Source organism: Salinisphaera orenii subsp. halophila YIM 95161 (assembly GCF_003732545.1).
Classification (GTDB): Bacteria; Pseudomonadota; Gammaproteobacteria; order Nevskiales; family Salinisphaeraceae; genus Salinisphaera; species Salinisphaera orenii_A.
Map to the genome: position 1 here is coordinate 42,445 of NZ_AYKF01000068.1, position 12,505 is coordinate 54,949.

Here is a 12,505-nt window from a genome sequence, read left to right on the forward strand (position 1 = left end):
CACCCGACGACGGCGCGACCGTCGATTTCGCAGGCGCCGACGCTCAGGCGGTGAAGCGCTGGCGCCTCGGGGCGAGGCGTTCCAGAAAGGCCTGCTGGTCGGCCAGGATCCGTCGATTGGCGAGGATGAGCCATTCCGCGAGATTGGGCTCGTAGGGCAGCGCCAGCAGCGACATGCCGGCCTGCTCGGGCGTGCGGTCGTCCTTGTAGCGGTTGCAGGCCTCGCAGGTGGACACGACGTTGGTCCATTCGTGCACCCCGCCCTTCGAGCGCGGCACGACGTGCTCGATCTGCATCTGGCTGAAGCCGAGGCGGGTGCCGCAGTACAGACAGAGCCCGCCGTCGCGGTGATAGAGCTCGCGCCGGGTCAGGGCCGGGACCAGATTGCGGGCGAAGCGATGCGAGCGGTCGCGCACCGCGATGATGGAATCGATCGCCAGCTCGCTGCGGATGCCGGTCTCGCGCGACCGGCCGCCGCGCAGGCAGATCTTCTCGCTGCCGGCCTCCCAGGCGATCTTGTCGGTGAAGTAGAGACTCACCGCCTCCCGCCAATCCACCCATTCCACGGGCAGGCCGCCGGCATCGAGCTTGAGTATGCGTGGAATCACGTCCACGGGATCATCCTCTTCGGTTGCCGCGTCGTCATTCTCGCGCGGGCATGTGACCGCGCCTTGACGCATGATCTGTTGTACCGGATATCCATCGCCTCGCGCAATCGCCCGGTGCGTAACGATTATTCGATACTACTTTAATCTACACTAGGCGGATGCGCTCCGCTCCGCCGAATCCCCCGTCCGGATGACGACGCGTCGCCTGCTTGTCATCCTCGGCGTTGCCGCGCTCGTCGCCGCGGCGCTGTATTGGCGGTCGGCGCCCGAGCCGACCGAGGCCGCCGCGGCGACCCGGGAAGTGGCGGTCGAGATCACGCCCGTCGAGCGCGCCGCGATCGACGATCTTCGCGAGTTCTCCGGCAGCCTCGAGGCCAGCGCCCGGCTGACGGTGGCCCCCAAGATCGCCGGCCAGATCGAGCGCGTGGCGGTGGATATCGGCGACACGGTCGCGCGCGGCGACCTGCTGGTCACCCTCGACGACGACGAATACCGCCAGGCGCTGGCCGAGGCCGAAGCCCAGCTGGAAGTCGCCCGGGCCGAGCTCGACCGGGCCGAGAGCGACGCCGCCAACGCCCGGCGCACGCTGTCGCGGGTACGCTCGCTCAACGACAAGGGCATCGCCCCAGACGCCGAGCTCGACGACGCCGAGTCGCAGGCGGCCAACGCCCGCTCGGCGCTGTCGGTCGCGCGTGCCGGCATCGCCGAGGCCCGCGCCCGGGTCGAGACCGCGCGGGTGCGGCTCGGCTACACCGAGATCGACGCCGACTGGCCCGGCGCGGACGACGAACGCGTGGTGGGCGAACGCAGCGTCGAGCCCGGGGACACGGTCGCGGCCAACACCTCGTTGCTCAGCGTGGTGTCGGTCACGCCGCTGACCGCCGTGATCCAGGTCCCGGAAGCGATCTACACCCGCCTGGCCGTGGGCCGGAGCGCGCGCCTGCGCGTGGCCGGTGCGGCCGAGGCCACCCACAACGCGGTGATCGAGCGCATCGCGCCGGTGTTCGATCCGGACACCCGGCGCGCCCGCGTGGAACTGTCGGTGGACAACGAGGGCGGCCGGCTCGCGCCGGGCATGTTCGTGCGCATCGGTCTGGTCGCCGAGCACCTCGAGGCCGCGCCCGTGGTGCCGCGGGCCGCCCTGGTCGAACGCGGCGGCGAAACCGGCGTGTTCCTCGTCGACGAGGCAGCCGGCGTAGCCCGCTTCCACGCGGTCGAGGTCGCCTTCCGCAACCGCGAGCGGGCCGCCATCCGCAGCCCGGCCACGCTCGACGGCCAGGTCGTGACCCTGGGCCAGGCGCAGCTCGAGGACGGCATCGCGGTCGACTTCGACGCCGGCGACGCGGGCGGCGCCGACGCCGCGGAGCCGCCGGCCACGCCATGAGATCGCTGCCGGCGTTCGCGGTCGCCCGGCCGATCACCACCTGCATGGTCATGGCGATCGCGCTGCTGCTCGGCGGCGTGGCCCTGATGCGGCTGCCGGTGGACCTGCTGCCCGACATCGAGACCCCCACGCTGACGGTGTCGGTGGATTACGAGAACGCCGCCCCCGAGACCATGGAGGAACTGGTCACGCGGCCGGTCGAGCAGGCGGTGGCCGCCACCCCGGGGCTGGAGGAGATGGAGTCGACCTCGGTCGAGGGCACGGCCGACGTCACCCTGCGCTTCGGCTGGGGTGTGGACATCGACGCCGCCGCCAACGACGTCCGCGACCGGCTGTTCTCCGAACTCGACGACCTGCCCGACGACGCCAGCCGGCCGCGGCTGCGCAAGTTCGACACCGCCGATCTGCCGGTCATGGGGCTGGGCCTGGCCAGCACCATCGATCCCATCGAGCTGCGCCGGCTGATCGACAACCAGCTGTCCTATCGACTGCAGCAGATCCAGGGCGTGGCCGCGGTCGAGATCTGGGGCGAACCGGAGCGCGAGATTCAGGTGAATCTGGATTTCGACCGGGTGCGCGCGCTGGATCTGTCGCTGACCGACATCCGCGACACGCTCGCCGCGGCCAACCGCAACCTGCCCGCGGGCTCGATCGAGATCGGCAACCAGGAACTGGTGCTGCGCACACCGGGGCGCTTCAGCGACCTCGACGATCTGCGCAGCGCGGTGGTGCTCATGCGCGAGGACACGCCGATCACGCTCGGCGACATCGCCACCGTGGTCGACACCCAGCAGCGCGAGGAACGCCTGATCCGCATCAACGGCGAGCGCGGGGTGCGCATGGGCGTGCGCAAGCAGTCGGGGGCCAACACGGTCGAGGTCGCGCGCCGGCTCACTGACGAGATCGCCGAGCTCAACCGCGAGTTCCCCCAGGTCCGAATCAGCGCCTATTTCAACACCGCGGACTACATCAATCGTTCGATCGCCAACGTCTCGCGGGCGCTGATCTACGGCAGCGTGCTGGCGTTCGTGGTGCTGCTGGTCTTCCTCGGCCATCTGCGCGCCGCGCTGGCGGTTTCGCTGGCCATCCCCGTGTCGCTGATCGCCACCTTCGGACTCATGTACGGCGCCGGCTACACCCTGAATCTGATGACCCTCGGCGGACTGGCGCTGGGCGTGGGCATGATGGTCGACTCGGCGATCGTGGTGCTCGAAAACATCCAGCGACGACGCAGCGAGTTCGGCGAGGATCCGCTCGCCTCGGCCGTGGCGGGCACCGACGAAGTCGCCGGGGCGATCATCGCCAGCACGCTGACCACGCTCGCGATCTTCATCCCCATGCTGTTCGCGCGCGAGCTCTCGGGCCAGCTGTTCCAGACGCTCGCGGTGGTGGTGGCCTTCGCGCTGGCCTGCTCGCTGGCGGTCGCGCTGACGCTCATGCCGATGCTCACCGCGCGTGTGGTCGGGGTCGCGCAGCCGCCGCGCTCGCGCGCCGTCCAGTCGCTGTTCGCCCGCGCCGGCCGTCTCTACGATCGCCTTCACCACGGCTACCGGCGCGCGCTCGACGCCGCGCTGGTCGCACCGCGGCGGGTGCTCCTCGTGGCCGTTCTCGCCAGCCTCGCCGCGCTCGCCGGCTTCGGCCAGCTCGGCACCGAATTCATGCCCGCCTCGGACGAGGGCGAGGTCCGCGTCGATCTGGAGATGCCGCCGGGCACCCGTCTGGACGTCATGGACGCCCAGACCCGCAAGGCCGAGGCGATCGTGCGCGCGCGGGTGCCGGAGGCGCTGTCGGTGGTCACGAGCGTGGGCAGCGGCGGCTATCGCGCCGACGCCGGCGCCGAGGCCGACATCCGCATCGAACTGCCGCCGACGGCCGCGCGCGAGCGTTCCAGCGCCGACGTCGCCGCCGACCTGCGGGCCGCGATCGGCACCCTGCCCGACACCGAGGTGCGCGTGCGGGTGCGCCAGCCGTTCTTCTTCCGCATGCTGGATTTCGGCGGCGAGGACGAGAGCGTGCAGGTGGAGGTGCGCGGCTACGACTTCGACGTGCTCGAACGGCTGTCGGGCCGGCTGCAGACCGAGATCGCCGGCATCGACGGCATCACCGACGTGCGCGCCTCGCGCACCGGTGGCGCGCCCCAGCGCGACATCATCATCGACCGCGATGCCGCTGCCGACCGCGGCGTGACGGTCGAAGCGATCGGCGAGACGGTCGAGACCGCGATCGCCGGCACCAACGCCGGCTATTATCTCGACGACGGCGACGAGGTGCGCGTGCGGGTGCAGTTAAACGACCCGATGCAGGTCGCCCCGGAGCAGATCCTCGATCTGCCGGTGCCGGTCAGCGGCTCGGGCCGCGACGGCGCGCGCGTGCGACTGGGCGACGTCGCGACGATCGTCGAGGCCGTCGGCCCGATCGTGATCGAGCGCCAGAACCAGCAGCGCCTGGTCTCGGTCTATGCCAACGTGGCCGATCGTGATCTCGGCTCGGTGGTCGCCGACGTGCAGGCCGCCCTCGACGACATCGCGCTGCCGGCCAACTACGACATGCAGCTGGTGGGCGAATACGAGGAACAGGTGGAGGCGTTCCGCGAGCTGGGCATCAACGTCGCGCTCGCCCTGCTGCTGGTGTACATGGTGATGGCCTGTCTCTACGAATCCCTGATCGATCCGCTGATCGTGATGACCACGGTGCCGCTGGCGCTGATCGGTGTGGTCGCCACGCTCGCCGCCACCGGGACCACGCTCAACTCGCAGTCGCTGCTGGGCTGTCTCATGCTCATCGGCATCGTCGTCAACAACGCGATTCTCATCGTCGATCAGGCCAACGCCCTGCAGCGCGACGGACTCGCCGCGCTGGCCGCGGTGCGCGAAGCCGGACGGCGGCGCCTGCGCCCAATCCTGATGACCGCGGCCACGACGGTGTTCGCGCTGGTACCGCTGGCCATCGGCGCGGGCGAGGGCTCGGAATCGCAGGCGCCGCTGGCGCGGGCGGTGATCGGCGGCATGACCACGGCCACGCTGATCACGCTGATCGTCATCCCCGTGGTCTATGCCGGCGTGCATCGCGCCTGGCCGCCGCGCGGACACGCGGCATGAGCCGGCGCATCGCGGCGCTGGCCGGTCTCCTGCTGGCGACGAGCGCGGCCAGCCTGACCGCCGCCGCGGTGGAGGCGGACAATCTCGTGCTGCCGCCGGAACTGACCGAGGTCGGCGCCCGCGGCACCCTGGACCTGTCGGTCGAGGAAGCGGTCGCCCTCGCGATCCAGCACAACGCCTCGCTGCGTGCCGAACGCCAGCAGCCGATCATCGCCGGCACCTTCGCGGCCGTCGAGCGCGCCGTGTTCGACCCCAGCGTGTTCGCCACCGTGGAACGCTCGCGGGAGGTCACCGAGCGCGTCTCCGAGGACATCCAGCAGAATTTCGATGTCCGCAGCGAGCAGGAGACGGCCCGCGCCGGCCTGCGCCAGACCCTGCCCACGGGCACCGAGCTGGAGATCAGCCTGGAACAGGACCTGTCCGAGTCCAACCGCTCGCCGCGACAGGCGGGCACCCGCGCCGGCCTCTCCATCACCCAGGCCCTGCTGCGCGGTTTCGGTATCGATACCAATCTGGTCGCGCTGCGCCAGGCCCGCGCCGATGTCCAGGCCTCGGCCTACGAGCTGCGCGGCTTCGTGACGTCACTGGTCGCGGACGTGGAATCCACCTACTGGGACTATCTCGGCGCGCGCCGGCGGATCGACATCCTCGAAAACGCGCTCGAAGTCGCCCGACGGCAGTCGCGCGAGGCCCGCGCCCGTATCGAGGCCGGCACCGTTGCCGAGGTCGAGGAGGCCGCCTTCGCCGCCGAGGCCGCCCGCCGGCGCCAGGACCTGATCGACGGCCGCGCCGAGGCGCGCCGGCTGCGCACGCGGCTGCTGCAACTCATCAGCGTGCCCGGCCGCACCCGCTTCGAGCGTGCGATCGAGCCGACCACGCCCGTGGCCACCGAGGCCGCGCCGCTCGACACCGCCGGCGAATACGTCGACCTGGCCCGCCGGCGCCGCCCCGAGATCAACCAGGCGCGGCTGGAGCTGGCCCGCAACGAACTCGAGGTCGTGGCCACCCGCAACGGGCTGCTGCCGCGGCTGGACCTGTTCGTGACCCTCGGCCAGACCGGCTTCGGCGAGAACTACGGCCGCGCCTACGACACCCTCGACAATCGCAACACCTACGATCTGTCCGGGGCGCTGGAATTCGAGTATCCGCTGGGCAACCGCGCGGCCCGGGCCCGCGATCGGCGCGCCCGGGCCGGCCGGCGGCAGGCCGAGGCCAGCCTGGAGAATCTCGCCGGGGTGATCGAGTCGGATGTCCGCTACGCGCTGATCGAGGCCGATCGCGCGGCCGCCCAGATCGAGGCGTCGGCGGTGACCGTGCGCGAGCGGGAACGCACGCTCGAGGCCGAGCGGGCGCGCTTCGAAGTGGGACGTTCGACCGCCCTGCTGGTGGCCCAGGCCCAGCGCGACCTGCTCACCGCACGGCTGGATCGCATCGATGCCTTCATCGGCTATCGCCAGGCGCTGATCGAGCTGTACGTGGCGGACGGAACGCTGCTCACCCGTCGTCTGATCGAGGCCCCGGGGGATCGTTCGCCAACGACGCCGTGGCGCGACTGATCAAAGCCGCCGGACCATAGAAAACCGGCCGGTGCGATGCACCGGCCGGAAGCCGCGATTGACACAACGACCGGAGGAGATGTCGCGCGGGCGCATTGGAGGAGAGCAATACGGCGCAGGTCGCTGTGCACTGTTGCTAAAGCAAGACTGGTGCCAGTTTTCGGCCGGACGCGATGCCGCTCACCCGGCTTTTCGGGCGCCGACCGGCGGCCGACAGCCGCAAACCGGCCCTTCGACGCGGCCCCGGAACCGGCGCCGCGGTCGTCCGCGCCCCGTCCTGGTGCGCGTGTGGCCTAGCGCTGCAGCGCCAGCGCCACGCCCTGACCGCCGCCGATACACAGCGTCGCCAGCCCCTTCCGGGCGTCGCGCCGCCGCATCTCGTGGATCAGCGTGACCAGAATGCGGCAGCCGGACGCACCGATCGGGTGCCCGAGGGCGATGGCCCCGCCGTTGACGTTGACCCGCTCGATGTCCCAATCCAGCTGGCGGCCGACGGCGATCGACTGGGCGGCGAAGGCCTCGTTGGCCTCGATCAGGTCGAGATCGGGCATCGTCCAGCCGGCGCGGGCCAGGCAGCGCTGGCTGGCCGGCACCGGCCCGATGCCCATGAGCGCCGGGTCGACGCCGGCGCTGGCATAGCCGGCGAGCGTGGCCAGCGGCGTCAGCCCCAGCGCTTCGCACCGGGCCTGCGTGGTCACCACCACGGCCGCGGCGCCGTCGTTGAGCCCCGAGGCGTTGCCCGCGGTGACGCTGCCGTCACGCGTGAACGCGGGCTTGAGGCCGGACAGCCCCTCGGCGGTCACCCCCGGACGCGGGCCCTCGTCGCGGGCGAAGGCGATGGCATCGCCCTTCTTCTGCGGCACCTCGATCGGCAGCACCTCGTCCTCGAAACGCCCGTGCTTGAGCGCTTCCTCGGCGCGCTGCTGCGAACGCGCGGCAAAGGCGTCCTGTTCCTCGCGGGAAATGCGGTACTTCTGGGCCACGTTCTCGGCGGTCTGGCCCATGTGATAGCCGTTGAAGGCGTCCCAGAGGCCGTCGCGGATCATGGTGTCCACGAGCGCCCAGTCGCCCATGCGCTTGCCGGTGCGCGAGCCGGGCAGCACGTGCGCCGCGCTGCTCATGTTCTCCTGACCGCCGGCGACCACCAGTTCGGCATCGCCGAGCGCGACCGCCTGGGCGGCCAGCATGACCGCCTTGAGACCGCTGCCGCAGACCTTGTTGATGGTCATGGCCGGCACGGTGTCGGGCAGACCGGCCCGGATCGCCGACTGACGAGCCGGATTCTGGCCCTCGCCGGCGGTGAGCACCTGCCCCATGATCACCTCGTCGACGGCGTCGGCCGCGATGCCGTGATTCGCCAGCAGGCCACGGATGACGTGGGCGCCGAGATCGACCGCGGACACGTCGGCCAGCGTGCCGCCGAAGCGGCCGATGGCGGTGCGCCCGGCGGCGGCGATGACGATATTGTCGTTCACTGGGTCGTTCACTGGAATGCCTCCCGATAAACCGAAAAACCCGGCGCAAGCCGGGCTCTGATGACCGTCAGTCTAACCAAAAAGGCGGCCCGATGACGCCGCGCCCGGCCGCCGCTCGCGACCGCGGCCGGGCGATATCCATAAAAAAGGCCGGACCGGCCGGCGCGATGCACCGTAACCGGCCCGGCCACCCCCTGACGGGGCGCAGGCGCGGGTCAGCTACCCTTGGCCTGCAGCTGATCGAGGATCTGCGGGTTCTCCAGCGTCGACACGTCCTGGGTCACCTCATCGCCCCGGGCCACGGTCCGCAGCAGCCGGCGCATGATCTTGCCGGAGCGCGTCTTCGGCAGACCGTCGGCGAACCGGATCTCCTCGGGCTTGGCGATGGCCCCCAGCTGCTGGGCGACCCAGTCGCGCAGATCGCTGGCCAGCTTGTCGTTGCCGTCGTCGTTCTTGAGGATGACGAAGGCCACGATGCATTCGCCCTTGACGTCGTGCGGGCGGCTGACCACCGCCGCTTCGGAGACCGCGCTGTGGGCCACGAGGGCGGACTCGACCTCCATCGTGCCCATGCGATGACCGGAGATGTTCACCACGTCGTCGATGCGGCCGAGGATGCGGAAGTTGCCCTGCTCATCACGCTGGGCCGAATCGCCCGCCACATAGGTGTGGGCGTCGTACATGCCGAAGTAAGTCTCCTTGTAGCGGTCCGGGTCGCCCCAGATCGTACGCAGCATGTACGGCCACGGCTTGGTGATGACCAGCACGCCGCCGGCGTTGGCATCGGTTATCGGGGCGCCCGATTCGTCGAGGATGTCGGCGACGATGCCGGGCAGCGGATAGGTCACCGAGCCGGGCTTGGTGCTCGTCGTCTGCGGCAGCGGCGAGATCATGTGCGCGCCGGTCTCGGTCTGCCACCAGGTGTCCACGATCGGGCAGCGCTCCTTGCCGATCACCTGCCGGTACCACATCCAGGCTTCGGGATTGATCGGCTCACCGACCGTACCGAGGATACGCAGGCTGTCCAGCGCGTGGCGCTGCGGGTATTCGTCGCCCTGCTTCATCAGCGCGCGGATGGCGGTCGGCGCCGTGTAGAAGATGCTGACCTGATGGGTGTCCACCATCTTCCAGAAGCGATCCGGCTCCGGATAGGTGGGCACGCCCTCGAACATGACCTGGGTGGCGCCGCAGGCGGTCGGGCCGTAGGTGATGTAGGTATGACCGGTGATCCAGCCGACGTCAGCCGTGCACCAGAAGACGTCATCGTCACCCAGATCGAAGACCCAGCGGCAGCTGCAGATCGCCCCGAGCAGGTAGCCCGCGGAGGCGTGCTGGATACCCTTCGGCTTGCCGGTGGAACCGGAGGTGTAGAGGATGAACAGCGGATGCTCCGCGTTCACCCATTCCGGCTCGCACTCGTCGGCCTGGCCGTCGACGATATCGTGCCACCACACGTCGCGACCGTCGGCCATGGTCACGTCGGTGCCCGAGCGCTTGTAGACGACCACCGTCTCAATCGAGGCGCAGCCCTCGGACAGCGCCTGGTCGGCGACCTCCTTGAGCGCGATCAGCTTGCCGCCGCGATAGTTGCCGTCGGCGGTGATCAGCATCTTGGCCTCGGCGTCGTCGATGCGGTCCCGCAGCGCCGGCGCGGAGAAGCCGCCGAAGACCACCGAGTGGATCGCACCGATGCGCGCACAGGCCAGCATGGCAACGGCCGCCTGCGGAATGTTGGGCAGATAGATGACCGCCCGATCGCCCTTGCCCAGGCCCTTGGCCTTCAGGGCGTTGGCAAAGCGACAGACGCGCGCATGCAGCTCCCGATAGGAGATGTGCTCGACCTCGCCATCGTCGCCCTCGAAGATGATCGCGGTCTTGTCGCCGCGGGTCGCCAGATGCCGGTCGAGGCAGTTGTAGGCGACGTTCATCTCGCCATCGGCGAACCATTTGAAGAACGGGGCGTCCGAATCATCGAGGACCTGCGAGAAGGGCTTGTGCCAATCCAGATGATCCTTGGCCTGCTGGGCCCAGAAGCCTTCGTGATCGGCCTCGGCGGCCTCGCGAAGGGCGTTGATCTCGGACGGCTTGAGATGTGCGCCGTCGAGAAACGCCTGGGGCGGATCGAACTGACGATCCTCCTTCAGGACGGATTCGATCTTGTTGTCGGCCATGAATACTCCGTGAAGCGATCGCAAACACTGTCAGCATACGCATCTGGAGGCTTTGTCTGCATAAGACGAAAGGCGTAGGCCCGTGTCTTTGCAACGCGTCCTCGCCGCCATCAGCAAGGACAAGAAGCCAGGCCGGTTAATAATAATCGTTCGCATCTAGCGCGCTTTTGCGCCATACTGCTTCGCCTTGTTTGCGCCGCATCGCGCTGCACTCACGCCAAGGAAACGACGCCATGACGCCAGACAGTTCGCCCATTCTCGATCTCGCCGGTCTGTTCGAGTTGCTGCGTCTGGGCGGTCCGGTGGTCGCTGTTCTGGGCGTGATGTCGATCTTCGGCTTCGCCATCGCGCTGCTCAAGCTCTGGCAGTACGCCAGCGTTCGCGTGGGCCGGCGGCGGTTCATCACGCCGGCGCTGTCGCAGTGGCGCGCGGGCGAACGCGACCAGGCCATCGCCGCGCTGGCCGCCGAGCGCAACCCCATCGCCGACACGCTGGCGGTGGCCATGCGCGGGGTCGCCTCCGGCGCGGACACGGCCATCGTGCGGGAGGAGGCCGCCCGCGTGGGCGCGCGCCACCTCAGCCGGATGCGCCACTACTTCCGCCCACTCGAGGTCATCGGCGCCCTGGCGCCGCTGATCGGTCTGCTGGGCACGGTCATGGGCATGATCTCGGCCTTCCAGCAGCTGGCCAGCGCCGGCAGCCAGGTCGACCCGTCGGTGCTGTCCGACGGCATCTGGGAGGCGCTCTTGACCACCGCCGTGGGCCTGATCGTGGCGATCCCGGCGGTCGCCGTGCTCAACTGGTTCGAGCGGATCGTCGAGCGCCTGCACGAGGACATGCAGGACACGCTCACCCGCTTTTTCACCCGCCACGAGGCCACCGGCTTCGATCACGCCGCGACGCCGTTCGCGGAACCGAAGCCCGGTTCGAACGAATCCCCCGGCGAGGCCGACGCCGGCAGCCGCCGCGCCTCGCATGCATATTGAAACGCTCAAGCGGCGCAAGCACACGATCAGCCTGACGCCGCTCATCGACGTCGTATTCATCCTGCTCGTGTTCTTCATGCTCGCCACGAGCTTCACCGACTGGCGGCCGATCGGGCTGGCCACCGGCACCACCGAGGCCACCCCCGGCCAGACGCCGCCCGCCGTGGTCCGGGTGCTCGCCGACGGCAGCCTGCGCTATCGCGAACAAACCCATGCGCCCGGCGAGCTGGCCGCGCGGCTGATCGCCGCCCGTGAGACGGACGAAATCTCGGCGGTGATCGTCCAGCCCGACGCGGAGACCGATCTCGAGGCGACCGTCGCCGCGCTGGATGCGCTGTCCGGCGCGGGCGTGGCACCGATGTCGCTGTCGACCACCGGCGGTTCCGCCCCATGATCGTACCCCCGCCGAAGCGGCCGCGATCCACGGAAGACAACATCTTGCCGCTGATCAACGTCGTCTTCCTGCTGCTGATCTTCTTCATGCTGGCGGGGGTGCTCACCCAGAGTCCGCCCTTCAGCCTGACGCCACCGAGCAGCGTCGAGACCGAGGATTCGGCCCAGCTGGAATCGCGGGTGCTGTCGATATCCGCCGACGGTGAACTGGCCATGAGCGGCGAGCGCATCGACGACGCGGCGCTGCGCGAGGCCCTCGCCGACTGGCCGGACGACAAACCCCTGCAGATCCGAGCCGACGGCGGGCTCAAGGCGAGTGAACTCACCGCCGTGTTCGACCTGCTGCGCGAACTCGGCATCGCCGAGGTCAATCTGCTCACGCGCCACGACGACTCATGACGCGAATCCGTTTTCGACACTGGCTGGTCGTCCTCGCGATCGCCCTCGTCGCGCACGCCGCGCTGCTGGTGCGTTTCCAGGTCGAGACGACGCTGGCCGGCGGCTCGGCCGGCAACCAGGGCGTGCGTATCGCGCTCGCCTCCGAACAGGGGGCGCCGCAGCCCGAACAGCGGGCCGCGGACGACACCCCCCGCGAGCCGCCGAGCGAACCCGAGGAGCCGGCCGAACAAGACCAACCCGAGCCCGAGCCAAAGCCCGCGCCGGAACCGCTCCCCGAGCCGCAGCCGGAACCGACACCCGACCCCGAACCCACGACAGCCCCCGAGCCTGAACCGGAGCCCGAACCGGAGCCCGAACCGGAGCCCGAACCGGAGCCTGAACCGGAGCCTGAACCGGAGCCTGAACCGGAGCCTGAACCGGAGCCTGAACCGGAGCC

9 protein-coding genes and 1 pseudogene are annotated in these 12,505 nt (G+C 69.8%); 7 read left to right on the plus strand and 3 right to left on the minus strand.

Annotation, left to right across the window (positions count from 1 at the left end; genetic code table 11):
• Positions 1 to 43 precede the first annotated feature (43 nt).
• Positions 44 to 613 (minus strand): HNH endonuclease, encoded by a 570-nt coding sequence (locus SAHL_RS06160; RefSeq protein WP_221177857.1) that lies wholly within the window; start codon positions 611 to 613, stop codon positions 44 to 46.
• 184 nt (positions 614 to 797) lie between these two features.
• Here SAHL_RS06160 and SAHL_RS06165 point away from each other — a divergent pair, with 184 nt between their 5' ends.
• The 3 genes from SAHL_RS06165 to SAHL_RS06175 are packed head-to-tail and all read left to right on the plus strand — an operon-like array spanning position 798 to position 6,645.
• Complete coding sequence (locus SAHL_RS06165; protein ID WP_123590524.1) at positions 798 to 1,991, plus strand: efflux RND transporter periplasmic adaptor subunit; 1,194 nt, start codon at positions 798 to 800, stop codon at positions 1,989 to 1,991.
• Entirely contained in the window at positions 1,988 to 5,089 is a 3,102-nt protein-coding gene (locus SAHL_RS06170) for an efflux RND transporter permease subunit (protein ID WP_123590525.1), read from the plus strand. The genes SAHL_RS06165 and SAHL_RS06170 overlap by 4 nt, the downstream gene beginning before the upstream one ends.
• Positions 5,086 to 6,645 (plus strand): TolC family protein, encoded by a 1,560-nt coding sequence (locus tag SAHL_RS06175; RefSeq protein WP_123590526.1) that lies wholly within the window; start codon positions 5,086 to 5,088, stop codon positions 6,643 to 6,645. Before SAHL_RS06170 ends, SAHL_RS06175 begins: the two co-directional genes overlap by 4 nt.
• Positions 6,646 to 6,938: 293 nt before the next feature.
• On the opposite strand, the gene SAHL_RS06180 is transcribed toward SAHL_RS06175, so the two are convergent.
• A complete protein-coding gene (locus SAHL_RS06180) occupies positions 6,939 to 8,120 on the minus strand; it encodes an acetyl-CoA C-acetyltransferase (protein WP_123590527.1) in 1,182 nt (393 codons plus the stop codon).
• Positions 8,121 to 8,335: 215 nt separating this feature from the next.
• The gene (acs, locus tag SAHL_RS06185; protein WP_123590528.1) at positions 8,336 to 10,291 is read right to left on the minus strand and encodes an acetate--CoA ligase; all 1,956 of its coding nucleotides are present in this window, start codon (positions 10,289 to 10,291) and stop codon (positions 8,336 to 8,338) included.
• A 233-nt stretch (positions 10,292 to 10,524) separates the two neighbouring features.
• Between acs and SAHL_RS06190 the strand changes: the two genes are divergently transcribed.
• The 4 genes and pseudogenes from SAHL_RS06190 to SAHL_RS17765 all read left to right on the plus strand — a co-directional run.
• On the plus strand, positions 10,525 to 11,277 hold the full coding sequence (locus tag SAHL_RS06190) for a MotA/TolQ/ExbB proton channel family protein (RefSeq protein ID WP_123590529.1): 753 nt from the start codon (positions 10,525 to 10,527) through the stop codon (positions 11,275 to 11,277).
• Complete coding sequence (locus tag SAHL_RS06195; RefSeq protein WP_123590530.1) at positions 11,267 to 11,671, plus strand: ExbD/TolR family protein; 405 nt, start codon at positions 11,267 to 11,269, stop codon at positions 11,669 to 11,671. Before SAHL_RS06190 ends, SAHL_RS06195 begins: the two co-directional genes overlap by 11 nt.
• Positions 11,668 to 12,069 carry an ExbD/TolR family protein gene (locus SAHL_RS06200; RefSeq protein WP_123590531.1) on the plus strand — a complete coding sequence of 134 codons (402 nt, stop codon included), beginning with the start codon at positions 11,668 to 11,670 and terminating at the stop codon, positions 12,067 to 12,069. The genes SAHL_RS06195 and SAHL_RS06200 overlap by 4 nt, the downstream gene beginning before the upstream one ends.
• A pseudogene (locus tag SAHL_RS17765) lies at positions 12,066 to 12,505 on the plus strand (energy transducer TonB); the annotation flags it as partial. The gene SAHL_RS06200 and the pseudogene SAHL_RS17765, both read left to right, overlap by 4 nt.

Excerpts from the sequence above, each read along its gene's own strand:
- SAHL_RS06195 (WP_123590530.1), top strand. The coding sequence starts at position 11,267 with ATGCATATTGAAACGCTCAAGCGGCGCAAGCACACGATCAGCCTGACG.
- SAHL_RS06170 (WP_123590525.1), top strand. The coding sequence starts at position 1,988 with ATGAGATCGCTGCCGGCGTTCGCGGTCGCCCGGCCGATCACCACCTGC.
- SAHL_RS06190 (WP_123590529.1), top strand. The coding sequence starts at position 10,525 with ATGACGCCAGACAGTTCGCCCATTCTCGATCTCGCCGGTCTGTTCGAG.
- SAHL_RS06200 (WP_123590531.1), top strand. The coding sequence starts at position 11,668 with ATGATCGTACCCCCGCCGAAGCGGCCGCGATCCACGGAAGACAACATC.
- SAHL_RS06165 (WP_123590524.1), top strand. The coding sequence starts at position 798 with ATGACGACGCGTCGCCTGCTTGTCATCCTCGGCGTTGCCGCGCTCGTC.
- acs (WP_123590528.1), bottom strand. The coding sequence starts at position 10,291 with ATGGCCGACAACAAGATCGAATCCGTCCTGAAGGAGGATCGTCAGTTC.
- SAHL_RS06175 (WP_123590526.1), top strand. The coding sequence starts at position 5,086 with ATGAGCCGGCGCATCGCGGCGCTGGCCGGTCTCCTGCTGGCGACGAGC.